15 protein-coding genes are annotated in these 14,082 nt (G+C 69.1%); 12 read left to right on the top strand and 3 right to left on the bottom strand.

What is annotated here, in order from left to right:
* Positions 1-13: 13 nt before the first annotated feature.
* The 9 genes from AC3ERS_RS31380 to nicT all read left to right on the top strand — a co-directional run bounded on the left by AC3ERS_RS31380 (position 14) and on the right by nicT (position 7,759).
* Positions 14-133, top strand: a complete 120-nt coding sequence (locus tag AC3ERS_RS31380; protein WP_431971747.1) for a DUF6893 family small protein — start codon at positions 14-16, stop codon at positions 131-133.
* A gap of 110 nt (positions 134-243) precedes the next feature.
* The gene (locus tag AC3ERS_RS31375) at positions 244-705 is read left to right on the top strand and encodes a hydrogenase maturation protease (protein WP_431971746.1); all 462 of its coding nucleotides are present in this window, start codon (positions 244-246) and stop codon (positions 703-705) included.
* Positions 706-708: 3 nt separating this feature from the next.
* Positions 709-951 (top strand): HypC/HybG/HupF family hydrogenase formation chaperone, encoded by a 243-nt coding sequence (locus AC3ERS_RS31370; RefSeq protein WP_431971745.1) that lies wholly within the window; start codon positions 709-711, stop codon positions 949-951.
* Positions 951-3,263: a carbamoyltransferase HypF gene (gene hypF / locus AC3ERS_RS31365; protein ID WP_431971744.1), complete on the top strand. Its 2,313-nt coding sequence runs from the start codon at positions 951-953 to the stop codon at positions 3,261-3,263. The genes AC3ERS_RS31370 and hypF overlap by 1 nt, the downstream gene beginning before the upstream one ends.
* Before the next feature lie 18 nt (positions 3,264-3,281).
* On the top strand, positions 3,282-3,608 hold the full coding sequence (locus AC3ERS_RS31360; protein ID WP_431971743.1) for a HypC/HybG/HupF family hydrogenase formation chaperone: 327 nt from the start codon (positions 3,282-3,284) through the stop codon (positions 3,606-3,608).
* Positions 3,605-4,717 (top strand): hydrogenase formation protein HypD, encoded by a 1,113-nt coding sequence (gene hypD, locus AC3ERS_RS31355; RefSeq protein WP_431971742.1) that lies wholly within the window; start codon positions 3,605-3,607, stop codon positions 4,715-4,717. Before AC3ERS_RS31360 ends, hypD begins: the two co-directional genes overlap by 4 nt.
* On the top strand, positions 4,710-5,786 hold the full coding sequence (hypE, locus tag AC3ERS_RS31350) for a hydrogenase expression/formation protein HypE (protein ID WP_431971741.1): 1,077 nt from the start codon (positions 4,710-4,712) through the stop codon (positions 5,784-5,786). Before hypD ends, hypE begins: the two co-directional genes overlap by 8 nt.
* An 88-nt stretch (positions 5,787-5,874) precedes the next feature.
* A complete protein-coding gene (locus AC3ERS_RS31345) occupies positions 5,875-6,585 on the top strand; it encodes a DUF6390 family protein (RefSeq protein ID WP_431971822.1) in 711 nt (236 codons plus the stop codon).
* A gap of 10 nt (positions 6,586-6,595) precedes the next feature.
* Positions 6,596-7,759, top strand: coding sequence for a Nickel transporter NicT (nicT, locus tag AC3ERS_RS31340; protein ID WP_431971740.1), 1,164 nt, complete (start codon positions 6,596-6,598; stop codon positions 7,757-7,759).
* On the opposite strand, the gene AC3ERS_RS31335 is transcribed toward nicT, so the two are convergent.
* Entirely contained in the window at positions 7,722-7,925 is a 204-nt protein-coding gene (locus AC3ERS_RS31335) for an aldolase/citrate lyase family protein (protein ID WP_431971739.1), read from the bottom strand. The two genes, nicT and AC3ERS_RS31335, sit on opposite strands and share 38 nt — an antisense overlap.
* A 52-nt stretch (positions 7,926-7,977) precedes the next feature.
* Between AC3ERS_RS31335 and AC3ERS_RS31330 the strand changes: the two genes are divergently transcribed.
* Together AC3ERS_RS31330 and AC3ERS_RS31325 are read left to right on the top strand one after the other, a co-directional pair.
* On the top strand, positions 7,978-9,186 hold the full coding sequence (locus tag AC3ERS_RS31330) for a S8 family peptidase (protein ID WP_431971738.1): 1,209 nt from the start codon (positions 7,978-7,980) through the stop codon (positions 9,184-9,186).
* Between the two features lie 62 nt (positions 9,187-9,248).
* Positions 9,249-10,289 (top strand): endonuclease/exonuclease/phosphatase family protein, encoded by a 1,041-nt coding sequence (locus tag AC3ERS_RS31325; RefSeq protein ID WP_431971737.1) that lies wholly within the window; start codon positions 9,249-9,251, stop codon positions 10,287-10,289.
* Between the two features lie 120 nt (positions 10,290-10,409).
* On the opposite strand, the gene AC3ERS_RS31320 is transcribed toward AC3ERS_RS31325, so the two are convergent.
* Positions 10,410-11,606, bottom strand: a complete 1,197-nt coding sequence (locus AC3ERS_RS31320) for an esterase/lipase family protein (protein ID WP_431971736.1) — start codon at positions 11,604-11,606, stop codon at positions 10,410-10,412.
* A gap of 512 nt (positions 11,607-12,118) precedes the next feature.
* Here AC3ERS_RS31320 and AC3ERS_RS31315 point away from each other — a divergent pair.
* Complete coding sequence (locus AC3ERS_RS31315; protein ID WP_431971735.1) at positions 12,119-13,087, top strand: FAS1-like dehydratase domain-containing protein; 969 nt, start codon at positions 12,119-12,121, stop codon at positions 13,085-13,087.
* Here AC3ERS_RS31315 and AC3ERS_RS31310 read toward each other — a convergent pair.
* On the bottom strand, positions 13,047-14,069 hold the full coding sequence (locus AC3ERS_RS31310; protein ID WP_431971734.1) for an LLM class flavin-dependent oxidoreductase: 1,023 nt from the start codon (positions 14,067-14,069) through the stop codon (positions 13,047-13,049). The genes AC3ERS_RS31315 and AC3ERS_RS31310 overlap by 41 nt on opposite strands.
* Positions 14,070-14,082: the final 13 nt, after the last annotated feature.

Raw genomic sequence — 14,082 nt, 5'->3', positions numbered from 1 at the left:
GGAAGGGTCGGCCATGGAAACGGTAGGAGTGATCGCGGTCGTCATCCTCGCGGCGATCGCCGCGGTGTTCGCCCTCATCGGGCTGCGGTCGATACCGGATATCCGGCGGTATCTGAAGATCCGCCACATGTAGCGATCGGGAGGACACATCGACCGGACGAGACTGCCACCGGCGACGTGGGCGCCACCGAAGTCGGTGGCGCGACGGCGCCGACCGGGTAAAGGAGGGGTGAGACGACGAAGGTGCTGGTCGCCGGGATCGGAAACATCTTCCTGAGCGACGACGGATTCGGCCCTGCGGTGGTGCGGCGACTGCCGCCCCACCGTGAGCCGAGCGTGCGCATCACCGACTACGGGATCCGAGGCATGCACCTCGCCTACGACCTGCTCGACGACTGGGACGCGCTGGTGCTCGTCGACGCGCTACCCGATCGGGGCGCTCCCGGCCGGGTCGAGGTGTTCCGCGCCGACGAGACGAACGACCCCCTCACCCAGCTCGACGCCCACGCCATGAACCCCGAGGCCGTGTTCTCGATGGTCAGGACGCTCGGCGGCACGGTGCCACGCACGGTGATCGTCGGCTGCCAGGTCGTCTCGGTGGCGGAGGGGATCGGTCTCACCGATCTGGTCGAGGCGGCGCTCGCGCCCGCGGCCAGCGCCGTCGATTCGGTCGTGGCGGAGCTGCTCGATCGACAGGAGGTGTGACCGATGTGCCTCGGAATTCCGGGCCGGGTCGTGCAACTGGCCGAGGGCTACCACGGTCAGATCGCCCTGGTCGACGTCTCGGGTGAGACGCGCAAAGTGAACATCGGCATGCTCGACGAGGGCTCGGTCGGCGCGGGCGACTGGGTGATCATCCATATGGGTTTCGCGGTCGAGAAGACCGACGAGGCGGGCGCGGCCGAGGCGCTCGCGGGTCTGAACTTGCTCGGGCGCGGGGAGGAGCCGTGATGCGGACCCGGCGGCGGATCCTGGTCCGCGGCGTGGTGCAGGGCGTCGGATTCCGGCCGTTCGTCTATACGACGGCGGCCGAGCTGTCGCTGACCGGCCGCGTGTCCAACGACAGCTCCGGGGTCGTCATCGAGGTCGAGGGCGCCGCACGGGATCTGGACGAGTTCGAGCGCCGCGTCCGCTGGCACCCGCCGCCGCTGGCCGTCGTCGAATCCCTCGAATCGACCGAGACGCCGGTGCGCGGCGGCACCGGTTTCCACATCGCCGACACCACCCGCGACGGCGGCGGACGCACGCTGGCCTCACCGGATGTGGCGATCTGCGCCGAATGCGCCGACGAACTCCGCGATCCGGCCAACCGCCGCTACCGGCACCCCTTCGTGAACTGCACCAACTGCGGCCCCCGATTCACCATCATCGCGAGCCTGCCCTACGACCGCGACCGGACGTCGATGGCCGAGTTCCCCATGTGCGACGCGTGCGCTCGCGAATACGCCGATCCCGCGGATCGTCGTTTCCACGCGCAGCCGATCGCCTGTCCCGGCTGCGGCCCGACCCTCGGCTATACCGGTCCGGGCGCGGGGGAGCCGATCGCCGCGGCACGAGAGTTGTTGCGCCGCGGTGGAATTCTCGCGGTCAAAGGCATCGGCGGATATCACCTGGCCTGCGACGCGGCGAACGAGGACGCCGTGGCCGAGCTGCGCCGCCGGAAGCGGCGCGGCGACAAACCGTTCGCGATCATGGCGCCGGACTTGGCGACCGCGCGCGCGATCGTCGAGGTCGACGACACCGCCGCCGGCTTGCTGACCGGCCCCGCCCGGCCGATCGTCCTGCTGCCGCGCCGCCGGACCGATGCGAAATCACCTGTCTCCGAGGCAATCCCGGCCCCGGCTCCGTCGGTGGCCCCGCGCAATCCCGATCTCGGCGTGATGATCGCCTACTCACCACTGCACCTGCTGTTGTTCGGGCTGCCCGGTGATCCGCCAGGACCGCGGGCATTGGTGATGACCTCGGGAAACCTCGGCGGCGAACCGATCTGCCACGACGACGCCGACGCGCGCGAACGTCTGGTCGGCCTCGCCGACGCGTGGCTGTCGCACAACCGGCGCATCATCGTGCCCTGTGACGATTCGGTGGTGCGGCTGGTCGACGGCGTCGAACTACCCGTGCGCCGCTCGCGCGGATACGCGCCATTACCTCTCGCGTTGCCCGCGCCGATGCCGCCCACCCTCGCGGTCGGCGCCGATCTGAAGAACACCTGCGCGGTGGCCGACGGCCGCTACGCGTGGCTGAGCCAGCACATCGGCGACATGGACGATCTGGCGACGCTGCGCGCGTTCACCGAGGCCGAGCGGCATCTCGAGGAGCTCACCGCCGTGCGGCCGATCCAGCTGGCCGCCGACGCCCATCCACGGTATCGATCCACCGCGTGGGCCGAGCAGCACGCGGACGGGCGTCCGCTACGGACGGTGCAGCACCATCACGCCCACATCGCCGCGGTGATGGGCGAGAACGGTCTCGACCCCGCCGCGACCGTGCTCGGAATCGCCTTCGACGGCACCGGGTTCGGGCCGGACGGGGCGATCTGGGGCGCCGAGGTCCTTGCCGCTGGCTACAAGGGATACCGGCGGCTCGCTCATCTGCGCTACGTCCCCCTCGCCGGTGGCGACCTGAGCGTCCGGCGGCCCTACCGCATGGCCCTGGCGCACTTGCGCGCCGCGGGCATCGACTGGACCGAGGACATCCCCTCGGTGCGTGCGTGCCCGGCCGGGGAGCGAAAGGTGCTGGCGCACCAGTTGGACACCGGTTTCGGATGTGTCCCGACCTCGAGCATGGGCAGGCTCTTCGACGCGGTCTCCTCGCTGGCCGGGGTGCGCCACGAAGTGGATTACGAGGCCCAAGCGGCGATCGAGTTGGAGGGGTTGTCCCGCGGTGCGGATCCCGGAACAGGGCTCTACGAGTTCGCTGTCCCGGCGATCGATGCCCCGCGCGATCGCGGCGTCACCGCGATCGACCCCGCGCCGGTGATCGCCGCGGTCGTGGCCGATGTGCGGGCCGGGGTACCGGCCGATGTCATCGGCGCGCGCTTCCACGCGGCGGTCGCGCGCCTGATTCTGGCCCTCGCCGTCGAATACGGAACGGCGTCGCTGCCGGTCGCCCTGTCGGGCGGGGTGTTCCAGAACGCGCTGCTGTTCTCCGCGACGCGGAGATTGCTGCGGGAGAACGGCTTTCAAGTCCTGTGTCATCGCAGGCTGCCGCCGAACGACGGCGGCCTCGCGTTCGGCCAGCTACTCGCCATCGGAGCGGGATGAGCGGAAGGAGAAGCGACGATGTGCCTGGCGGTTCCCGGAAAGGTGCTCAGCCTGCACGAGCGAGACGGCACGATGATGTCGGTCGTCGACTTCGGCGGCGTGCACAAAGACGTATGCCTGCAATACATACCGGACGCGGCGGTCGGTGACTACGTCGTCGTCCACGTCGGATTCGCGATCCAGCGCCTGGACGAGCAGTCCGCGCTGCAGACCCTGGCCGAATTCGAACACCTCGGTGTGCTCAACGAGGAGTTCGGCGACGGTTTCGCCATCGCCGCGAAGCAGGCCGGAGTCGAGAATCCCGAAACGACCCCACAGCGAGACGATCCGGAGGTGACGTCGTGAAATACCTCGACGAATTCAGCGATCCCCAGCTCGCCAAAGGCCTGCTCGACCGGATACGCGCCGTCACGACCAGACGCTGGTCGATCATGGAGGTCTGTGGCGGACAGACGCATTCGATCATCCGGCACGGGATCGATCAGCTGCTGCCCGACCAGATCGAGATGATCCACGGCCCCGGCTGCCCGGTCTGCGTCACACCGCTCGAGGTGATCGACAAGGCGCTCGAGATCGCCGCGCGGCCGGGCGTGATCTTCTGCTCGTTCGGCGACATGCTGCGCGTGCCCGGCAGTTCCAAGGACCTGTTCCGGGTCAAGAGCGAAGGCGGCGACGTGCGCGTGGTCTACTCACCGCTCGACGCGCTCGAACTGGCTCGCGCGAACCCGGACCGGCAGGTGGTGTTCTTCGGCATCGGCTTCGAGACCACCGCGCCCGCCAACGCCATGACCGTGTATCAGGCCAAACGGCTCGGCGTGCCCAACTTCTCGCTGCTGGTCTCGCACGTGCTGGTGCCACCGGCCATCGCGGCGATCATGGAATCGCCCGCCTGCCGGGTGCAGGCGTTCCTCGCCGCCGGTCACGTGTGCACCGTGATGGGCACCGGCGAGTACCCGCCGCTGGCCGAGAAGTATCGGGTTCCCGTGGTGGTCACCGGTTTCGAACCGCTCGACATCCTGGAGGGCATCCGCCGGACGGTGATCCAGCTGGAGTCCGGGCGGCACGAGGTGGAGAACGCCTATCCGCGCGCGGTGGCCGCGGCGGGCAACCCGGCCGCCAAGGCGATGCTCGAGGACGTCTTCGAGCGCACCGACCGGGCCTGGCGCGGCATCGGCGTCATTCCCGGCAGCGGCTGGCGGCTGTCCGAGCGCTACCGCGAGTACGACGCCGAGCAGCGATTCTCCGTCGACGATCTGCATACCGAGGAATCCTCTATCTGCCGGTCCGGCGAGGTGCTGCAGGGCTTGATCAAGCCGCACGAATGCGCCGCCTTCGGCAAGCAGTGCACGCCACGGAATCCCTTGGGCGCCACCATGGTCTCGTCCGAGGGCGCGTGCGCCGCCTACTACCTGTACCGGCGGCTCGACCTACCCGCGGAGGCCGCTCATGCTTGACGAGACCGAGCCGCCCGCGGCCATCGACATGGACGGCTGGGTCTGTCCGATGCCGCTGCGGGATTCGCCCACCATCGTGATGGGGCACGGCGGAGGCGGGGCGATGTCGGGCGAACTGATCGAGCATCTGTTCCTGCCCGCGTTCGGGTCGGCGGCCGAAGCGGGGTTCGGCGATTCGGCGGTCGTCACGCTCGGCGGCGCCCGGTTGGCGTTCACCACCGATTCGTTCGTGGTGAAGCCGATGGAGTTCCCCGGCGGTTCGATCGGCGAGCTCGCCGTCAACGGCACCGTCAACGACCTGGCGATGTCCGGCGCCAGGCCGATGGTGCTGTCGACCGCGTTCATTCTCGAGGAAGGCACCGCGCTGGCCGACATCGCCCGCATCGCGGCGGCCATGGGCACCGCGGCCCTCGGGGCGGGCGTCAAACTGGTCACCGGCGACACCAAGGTCGTCGACGCGGGCCACGGCGACGGCGTCTACGTCAACACCGCGGGTATCGGGCTGATCGACGACGGAGTCGACATCCGCCCGCAGCGCGCACGGCCCGGCGACGCGGTCCTGGTCAGCGGGGAGATCGGACTGCACGGCGTGGCGGTGCTGAGCTGTCGCGAAGGCTTGGAGTTCGGCACCACGGTGTGCAGCGACACCGCGCCGCTGCACGGCTTGGTCGCGGCGATGCTGGCCACCGGGGCCGACGTGCACGTGCTGCGGGATCCGACGCGCGGCGGGGTGGGCGCGACGCTGAACGAGATCGCGGGGGTGGCGCAGGTCGGCATCTCGTTGGACGAGCGGAAGATCCCTGTCTCCGCGCCGGTTCGCGATGCCTGCGGACTACTCGGCCTGGATCCCCTGTACGTCGCGAACGAGGGCAAACTGATCGCCTTCGTCGCGCCGGAGGACGCCGAGCGGGTCCTCGAGGCCATGCGCGGGCACCCGCTGGGCGGACGCGCCGAGGCGATCGGGGTCTGCGTGGAGGAGCACCCGGGCATGGTGGTCGCCCGCACGGCGCTGGGCGGCACCCGCGTGGTCGACCTCCCGGCCGGCGAGCAGCTGCCGCGAATCTGTTGACATGGGCCATGATCCGGCACCGGTAGCCGAGACGACGGAAGGCGGCGGGCGCACCGGACGCGACGCGGGTGGCATCGACGGTACCGAGATGTTCGCCCGATACGCCCACGCGCCCAACGCGCTCGGCTATTGCGGACCCGCCGAGACCGCACCGATGGCCACCCTGCCGCCCGCGGCGGTCAGGGCGATGGCGCGCCAGTTCTCCGGCGCGTGGCCGTACCTTCGGGTGATGTCGCGGCTGACCGGAATCGACGACCCGCTGGACCGTCGGCTCGTCGAATCGTATTGGCTCGGAGGCGGAATCGGCGCGGGCCTGGATTCGGCGGAGTTCCTCGCGGAGCTCCTGTCCGTCATCGAGCCGGTCGCCGGTCACTATTGGGCGCATCTGACGCCGGACCTGGCGCCCGAAGCCGCCGCCAACCACTGCTTCCACGTCTTCGGCGTCTATCCGTGGACCCGGCTGCTCGGGCGAGGACACGACGAACACCCCGTGCGCGTGCTCGACAACTGCCGCATCACCTGGGGAGCGGTCGCGGCCCGGACCGGGGACGAGCTCACGGTGCTGGCGCGCCGCCTGGAATGGGACGGACATCGGCTCGCGCTGTCCGCGCCGCAGCCACGGCAGATCCCGGTGTGGGTCGACGGTTACTCTCCCGCGCCGCAGGTGCGCGCGCACGATCTCGTAGCGCTCCACTGGGATCGGCTGTGCGGACCGCTGGAGGCGAACCAAGTCGACGTGCTCGCCGACAGCACGGCTCGCCAGCTGCGCGTGACGAACGACAGGCTGTCCCGAAAGTAGTGGCGCCGCGATGACTCGCTCCTCCGGACGATCCCGCCTCGACGTCGTACGACACGCGCTGACCCGCTCCGAATGGTTCGGCGTCGCAGGCATGTTCGCCGTGATCGCGGCATTGCACCTGATCGGCTGGATCACCCTGATCGCTTTCGTCGTCCCGCGGAATCTCGACATCGGCGGGCAGACACTCGGACTCGGTGTCGGCCTGACCGCCTACGCGCTCGGTTTGCGCCACGCCTTCGACGCCGATCACATCGCCGCGATCGACAACACCACCCGCAAGCTGATGGGCGACGGGCAGCGGCCGCTCTCGGTGGGATTCTTCTTCTCGCTCGGCCATTCGACCGTCGTGTTCGGACTCGCGTTCCTGTTGTCGATCGGGATCAGGGCGCTCGCGGGCCCCATCGAGGACGAGTCCTCCGGGTTGCAGCACTACACCGGACTGTTCGGCACCACAGTCTCCGGCACGTTCCTGTACCTCATCGCCATCGTCAACATCGCCGTGCTGATCGGCGTCATCCGTGTCCTGCAGCGCGCCCGGGCCGGGGAATACGACGCGGCGGAACTCGAAAACCAGCTCGACAAACGGGGATTCATGAACCGATTCCTCGGGCCGGTGCTGAAGGCGATCACCAGACCGTGGCAGATGTACCCGGTGGGCCTGCTCTTCGGAGTCGGATTCGACACCGCCACCGAGGTCGCGCTGCTGGTACTCGCCGGAACGAGCGCCGCCGCCGGGCTGCCCTGGTACGCGATCCTCTGCCTGCCCGTCCTGTTCGCCGCCGGAATGAGCCTGCTGGACACCGTCGACGGGACGTTCATGAACTTCGCCTACGGATGGGCCTTCGCCGAACCCGTCCGCAAGGTCTACTACAACATCACCGTCACCGCGCTGTCGGTGACGGTGGCGCTGCTCGTCGGCACCGTCGAACTGCTCGGCCTGCTCGCCGAACAACGAGGCTGGTCCGGCGGTTTCTGGGGCTGGATCACCGGACTCGACCTCACCGTCCTCGGCTATGTCGTGGTCGGGCTGTTCGTCGCCACCTGGGCGGCGGCGCTGCTGGTATGGCGCTACGGACGGATCGAGCAGAGGTGGGCGATCGGTGCGCCCACCCCTGCCGACCGTGTGGCCTGTCCCGTCACGCGTGAGCCGACATCGCCTCCGCCAGCGCGATGACACCCTCGGCCGACGGACGCCGTCGGCGGAGGCGGTCGATGGTGGCAGCCACGGTACCGCGGGCCTCGGCCTTCTCGGCGAGCGGCACCGAGTCCTCGAGGTCGAGGATCAGGGCGTCGGCGCCGGAAAACGAGTAGTCGGCTACTCGCGCCTTCCGTGCCCGCACGGACCAGGCTTTTCGTCATCGACCACCCATCTCGTCCACTCGGGGAGCCATCATGACCAAGCGAAAAGCGCATCTTCTCGCGGAAGAGAAGCTCGTCGTTCTCCGCGCGCCCGCGCGCTCGGTGCTGCGTGACCTGAACGCAGGCGCGGCGGCCATACCCATGGACGCGGGAGCTGACATCACGATCGATATCGACGAAGGCGCGAGCGGCGAGCGGCTGCGCACGGTCGTGAACGATCCGACCGTGATCGGCTTCTGCCCCGCGATGCCCATGAAGCTCGTCGAACCGACCGAACGGGCGGCGGGCGAAGCCGCCGAGGCGGGCAGGGCGACCTGGGGCGTTAGGGCCGTCGGAGCCACCACCTCGCCCTTCACCGGCGCGGGGATCACGGTGGCGGTCCTCGATACGGGCATCGACTCGTCGCATTCGGCCTTCTCCGGCGTCGAATTGATCACCAACGACTTCACCGGCGGCGGCAGCGCGAACGACAAGGACGGCCACGGCACGCACTGTGCGGGAACGATTTTCGGCCGCGACGTAAACGGCCTCCGGATCGGCGTCGCCAAGGGGATCACCAGGGCGCTGATCGGCAAGGTACTCGGCCCGAACGGCGGCGGAAGCGACATGCTCGCCGAGGCGATGATCTGGGCGCGGGACAACGGCGCGCACGTGATCTCGATGTCGCTGGGCATCGACTTCCCCGGGTTCGTCGAGAAGCTCGTCAACGAGCGCGGTGTGTCGATACCCGTGGCCACATCGGCAGCGCTCGACGCGTACACGGCGAATGTGAAGCTCTTCGAGAAGCTGATCGAATTCCTCAACGCCGGTGTCGGACAGCCCACGGTGGTCGCCGCCACCGGGAACGAAAGCGGCAGGGACAAGCGGCCGCCGTTCGAGATCAGTGTCGCACCGCCCGCCGCGGCGGCAGGCATCATCGCCGTCGGCGCACTCGGCGGCACCCCCGGACGTCTCACCGTCGCGCCCTTCTCCAACACGCGGGCGACGGTGTCAGCGCCGGGAGTCGGGGTGATCAGCGCCGGAGTCGGTGGGGGTACGGCGACGATGAGCGGTACCAGCATGGCCACTCCGCACGCGGCGGGCGTCGCGGCACTGTGGGCGGAGAAGCTCACCGCTCAGGGGCAACTCGCACCGATCTTCCTGCAGGCGAAGCTGATCGGCGATGCTCGCTTCGACGACCTGTCCCCCGATACCGATCCGGCCGACGTCGGCGCCGGACTGGTGCACGCACCGCAGGCATAGCCCGCGCGGTGTCCCGGCCCGAACGCCCTCGTCGTTCCGAGGCGCCCTGAGGGGAGGCCGTTGTGCCGAACTACACCGACTTGAAGCACATCACCGACGCGGGAGCGCGTGGTCGCGTGATCGACGGGCTGTTGCGGCTTCGGGAGGGGTTGGCAGCGGAGGTGCCCGCGCGGTCGGCGACCGACTCGCTGTTGCTGGCGACGTGGAACATTCGCGAGTTCGACTCAGGCAAGTACGGTTTCCGGCCCGTGGAGTCGTATTTCTATCTCGCCGAGATCATGAGTCGCTTCGATCTGGTGGCGGTGCAGGAAGTGCGCGACGGGCTGTATCCGCTCCAGCGAATCCGGCGGCATCTGGGGAGTTGGTGGGATTTCCTGGTCACCGATGTGACGCTGGGGCGATCGGGCAACACCGAACGGATGGCGTATCTGTTCGACCGGCGCAAGGTGGATTTCACCGGGCTCGCCGCGGAACTGGTGTTGCCCGAGCCAGCGGGCGCGACGGACGACGTGGTGCAGTTCGCGCGGTCGCCGTACGTGGCGAGTTTCCGCGCGGGCTGGGCGTATCTGACGCTGGCGACCGTGCACATCTACTACGGCACGGGCACCGCCGACGATCCGCGGCGACTGCGGGAGATCACCGCACTGGCGAAGCTGATCGCGAAGAACGCGCGCGGGCTGTCGGGCGCCCCGCAATACGAGCCCGGGCAGCCGCCGCGCCCGGGAAATGTGCTGATACTGGGCGATTTCAACATCTTCAACCGTCGTGACGTCACCATGCGGGCGATCACCGATGCCGGGTTCCTGGTCCCCGACGAACTGCAGGCGGTTCCGGGCAGCAATGTCGCCAAGGACAGGCACTACGACCAGATCGCCTATTACGAGAAACTCACCGCCCTCCAACCCACGGGTCGCGCGGGCGTGTTCGATTTCTACCGCCACGTCTACACCCTCGACCAGGAAGCCGACTACGCGGGCGAGCGCGCCGAACGTCCCGGTCGCAGCTTCAAGGACTGGCGCACCTACCGGATGAGCGACCACCTGCCTATGTGGATCGAATTCGGCATCGACGACGGGACCCAATACCTGCGCGCACAGCGCTGAGCACGACCGAGGACGCCGGGACAGCCGAAACCCACCGAGCGACGGTGCATGCGTTACCGGCTCGGTGGGCGCGGTGGCGGGCGTCGGGTTGCCATCCCCGAGCGCCGGCCGGTCATCAGATCATCGGCCGCCACCTCCGATCAGCCAGGGGTTGGGCGCGCATTCGAGCTGCGGATGCCCCACCGGATCCAAGGTGCGCAAGGCGATCGACAGCGCCCGCGGCGAGTACATCATCATGAGGTGGTCGGAGAGGTCCTGCTCGCATCCGTCCTGCAGGGTGATGTTGTGCACCGTCGCGCCGGGGCCCGCTCGCAGGAAGGTCAGCTCGTAGGGGTTGGTGACCTCGTCGTAGCGGGTGCCCACGATCGTGTAGTCCACGCCGGGCACGGTGTCGCCGTTCGCGTTGAGCTTGTTGACGAAATCCGATCCGATCGTCTGCTGGATGCCGGCATGCCCGACGAAGATCTCGATGAAACCCAGGATGTCGATGCCGAGGTTGTTGATCGCCCGGCCCAGCGCACCGATACCGTCCAGGCTGGTGCCGTGATGGGTGGCGCCGTAGGTGACCAGGTTCTGCACCTTGGCGGCGCCGCCCTCGAACTTGGTGTACCAGTTGGCCATCGAGCCGCCCTGCGAATGGGCGACGATGTCGACCTCCGAGGCGCCGGTGGCCGCGAGCACCCGGTCGACGAAGGTGGCGAGCTGCTTGGCGGAGTCCTGGATGTAGCCGGTGCCCATCACGCCGGGCAGCACCGACCCGAGACCGCCGCCCTCGAGCAGGTTGGCTCGGCCGTAGTTGAAGGTGAAGGTGCAGAAACCGGCGTCCTTGATCGGCTGGCCCATGAACGCGAAGCCGTTGTAGGCGTTCATCCAGGTGCCGTGCAGTAGCACCACGGGGCGCGGGTGTTCGGCCGTCGGCTTGCATTTCCAGTCGTTGGCGCCGGGCGGGGCGACGTCGGGGTTCGCCAAGCCGTAGCCGAACGCCTCGACCCAGGAAGTCTTCGACGGGCCGTAACCGACTGTGTCGCTGGCGAATCCGCCGGACGATCCGGAGCTGCTTCCCGATCCGCCGTAGCAGTTACCCGAGCCGTTGCCCGAACCCGCACCGCTGCCGGAGGTGCACGCCGAACCGGACCCACCCGGCCCGGCGACCGGCGTCGCCACGCGGCCCGCGGCGATGAGCTCCGCAAGGGCCTGTTCGGTCGGCGCGGGCGCCGGGTCGGCCTGGGCTGCTACGCCGGTGAAGCTCATGGCGAGCACCGAGACGATCGACACCGCCGCGGCGCCGAGCGCACGGCCGCAGGTACTTCGTTTCATCGAATGCCTTTCGGTAGGAACGACGTCGTCCCCTCGTTCGCGGGTCCTTCGGTTCGCAGCGCCGCCGTGTCGGTCGGCGGGGCCGAAACTGCGCCAACGCTAGGACCGGATGAACGGCGAAACCCACACTGCGAACGGGTATCTGGACACTTCACGAAGCGTTCGCCACGGCCATAGGGAACGTGCACAGTCCGCGCCGGGCAGGCTTTCGCCGGATCGATAGCGGAGCCGCAGGACGAATTTCCGGTATGCCTCCCGATCAGGCGTGCAACCCTCCAATCGGGCGGTCGCCCAACGATGAGATCTCCAGATATCGCCACCATCACGAGGTATCGGGCCGATCCCGCGCAATCATGGAGCGACGTTTCAACGCCATCGAGGGCCACTCGATGGCCGATCACTGGAGATACCATGCTGGACACGGTCTTTCCGAGCGCGTGCCAGCTTCCCCTTTCGGCACACCCGCCTGACCCACCGACGATCCTCGACGGACGAGCAATATGGGAGCAAATATGAACGACCTCGTCACACCCCTGTCTCGCAACGGATCATCGTCGCGCTGTGTGGTGCGCTCCACGACAATTCGCGAATTCGCCCGCGCCGTCCGCAATTTCCATCCGGCGCATCTGCGCGAGGACGCCGCGCATCGACTCGGTTTCTCCGGCCTCGTCGCTCCCCCGACTTTCTCCGCGGTATTCCTCGGCCACGTGCACCGGGAATTGCTCGATGCCGCGTGCACCGGCCCCGCAGCGGCGCGCGTCCTGCACGCCGACCACGTGCTCGACCTGGCCGGGCCACTGGTGGCGGGCGATCACCTGGACTGCCGGGTGCACGTCGAATCCTCGCGATACTTCTCCGACTACGAGGTGCTCACGATCCGGAGCGCGCTCGTCGATCAGGACGGTCACGCGCGGCAGACCGGGACGACGACGCTGCTCGGGCGGGCGCGCACCGCAGCAGCCGCGTCGTCGGTCGCGGAGACCTTCGCCGACCGGAGCCCGATCGAGACGGCCCCACCTCCCGTACCCGACCGAATGCCGTGCACCGCAGTTGATTTCGCTTCCCTCGGCGTCGGCGACGAACTTCCGGTCCAGCTGCTCGAGGTCGCCGCGGCGGACCTCGCGGAATACGCCGCGGTGACCGGCCTGTCGAGCGCGGAGGCGCCGGGGATGTACGAACTCGGGCTCGCCACCGGATATCTCACCGACTGGCTCGGTGATCCCGCCGCCCTCACCCGGCTGCGCACCCAGGTCGCACCCGGCGTCCACGGCCTGCGGATCCGGCCCGGCCACCGCGTGCGCCTGGCCCTCCGCGGCCGGGTCACCGGGCTGGACCGGCGCCACCGCACCGCCACCCTGGCCGTGGACCTGCGCTGCGAGGGCCGTCGGCTGTTCGGGTACGCCGCCGCCGAGGCGCGGTTCGAGCGCGAGGCGTCTGCGGCTAAGCCGCCCTGCGCCCCGCCGCGGGAAGCAAACCGGTGAGCCGGGCCAGCCGCCGGTGCGATTCGAGGCGCGCGACGCGGTCGTAGGTGCTGGTGTGCACGAGGATCTCGTCCGCTCCGGTCCGCGTGACCAGCTGCTCGAGCGCCTCGGCGACCTCGTCCTCGGTGCCGTGGATCTGATCCCGCATCGATTCCGCGACCATGCGACGCTCGCGCTCGGTCATCGGCGCCGACTCGATCTCCTCCGGCGGCAGCAAGGCCGGGAATTCACCTCGGGTCCGCGACCAAGCTCCTGCCCAGGCTTCGGGCAGCAGCAGCCGTCGCGCCTCCTCGGTGCTGTCGGCGATCAGGACCGTTCCCGACACCACCACGTACGGCGCACTCCCCCAGGCTGTTTCGCGGAATCCCGCGCGGTACCGATCGATCGCCTCGACCATCCGATCGGTTCCGGCCACCGCCGCGACGACCAGCGGCAGCCCGAATCGGGCGGCGCGATCCGCACCGGAGCCGGTGGCCAGCAGGAACGCAGGCACCCGCAGGCCCTCGGCGGGCCACGCATGCACGCCGTGCTTGCCGTGCGCGAAGTAGTCGAGCACCGCGGCGAGCTGATCGTCGAAATCGTCGGCGTCGGCTTTGTCGTGCCCCAGCGCGCGGCGGACCCCGTCGGTGAAGCCGACCGACCGGCCGAGGCCCATATCGATGCGACCGGGATACAGCGATTCCAGCACCCCGAACTGCTCGGCGACGACCAGCGGCTGATGGTTCGGCAGCATCACCCCGCCGGTGCCGATCCGGATGCGCGAGCTCGCGGCCGCCGCGGCAGCGGCGAGCACGGTGGGCGCCGACCCGGCGACGCCGGGCACGCTGTGATGCTCGGACACCCAGAACCGATGATAGCCCCACTCCTCGGCCAGCCGCGCGAACTCGACTGTCTCGCGCAGCGCCGCCGGGTGCGACTGCCCGCGCCGCACCCGCGAGCGGTCCAGGATGGAGAAGCGGACGGAGGGCAGTGCTGCGGTCATATCTCTTCTCAAC

This window comes from Nocardia sp. bgisy134, from assembly GCF_057708325.1.
Note: the sequence above shows the minus strand (reverse complement) of the source record. Positions and strands in the feature narration are given on the sequence as shown.

What these genes read in the sequence shown, in the direction of transcription:
- AC3ERS_RS31380 (WP_431971747.1), top strand. Translation starts at nt 14, where the DNA reads ATGGAAACGGTAGGAGTGATCGCGGTCGTCATCCTCGCGGCGATCGCC.
- hypE (WP_431971741.1), top strand. Translation starts at nt 4,710, where the DNA reads ATGCTTGACGAGACCGAGCCGCCCGCGGCCATCGACATGGACGGCTGG.
- AC3ERS_RS31360 (WP_431971743.1), top strand. Translation starts at nt 3,282, where the DNA reads ATGTGCCTGGCGGTTCCCGGAAAGGTGCTCAGCCTGCACGAGCGAGAC.
- AC3ERS_RS31320 (WP_431971736.1), bottom strand. Translation starts at nt 11,606, where the DNA reads ATGAAACGAAGTACCTGCGGCCGTGCGCTCGGCGCCGCGGCGGTGTCG.
- nicT (WP_431971740.1), top strand. Translation starts at nt 6,596, where the DNA reads ATGACTCGCTCCTCCGGACGATCCCGCCTCGACGTCGTACGACACGCG.
- hypF (WP_431971744.1), top strand. Translation starts at nt 951, where the DNA reads ATGCGGACCCGGCGGCGGATCCTGGTCCGCGGCGTGGTGCAGGGCGTC.
- AC3ERS_RS31345 (WP_431971822.1), top strand. Translation starts at nt 5,875, where the DNA reads ATGTTCGCCCGATACGCCCACGCGCCCAACGCGCTCGGCTATTGCGGA.
- AC3ERS_RS31370 (WP_431971745.1), top strand. Translation starts at nt 709, where the DNA reads ATGTGCCTCGGAATTCCGGGCCGGGTCGTGCAACTGGCCGAGGGCTAC.
- AC3ERS_RS31310 (WP_431971734.1), bottom strand. Translation starts at nt 14,069, where the DNA reads ATGACCGCAGCACTGCCCTCCGTCCGCTTCTCCATCCTGGACCGCTCG.
- AC3ERS_RS31315 (WP_431971735.1), top strand. Translation starts at nt 12,119, where the DNA reads ATGAACGACCTCGTCACACCCCTGTCTCGCAACGGATCATCGTCGCGC.
- AC3ERS_RS31330 (WP_431971738.1), top strand. Translation starts at nt 7,978, where the DNA reads ATGACCAAGCGAAAAGCGCATCTTCTCGCGGAAGAGAAGCTCGTCGTT.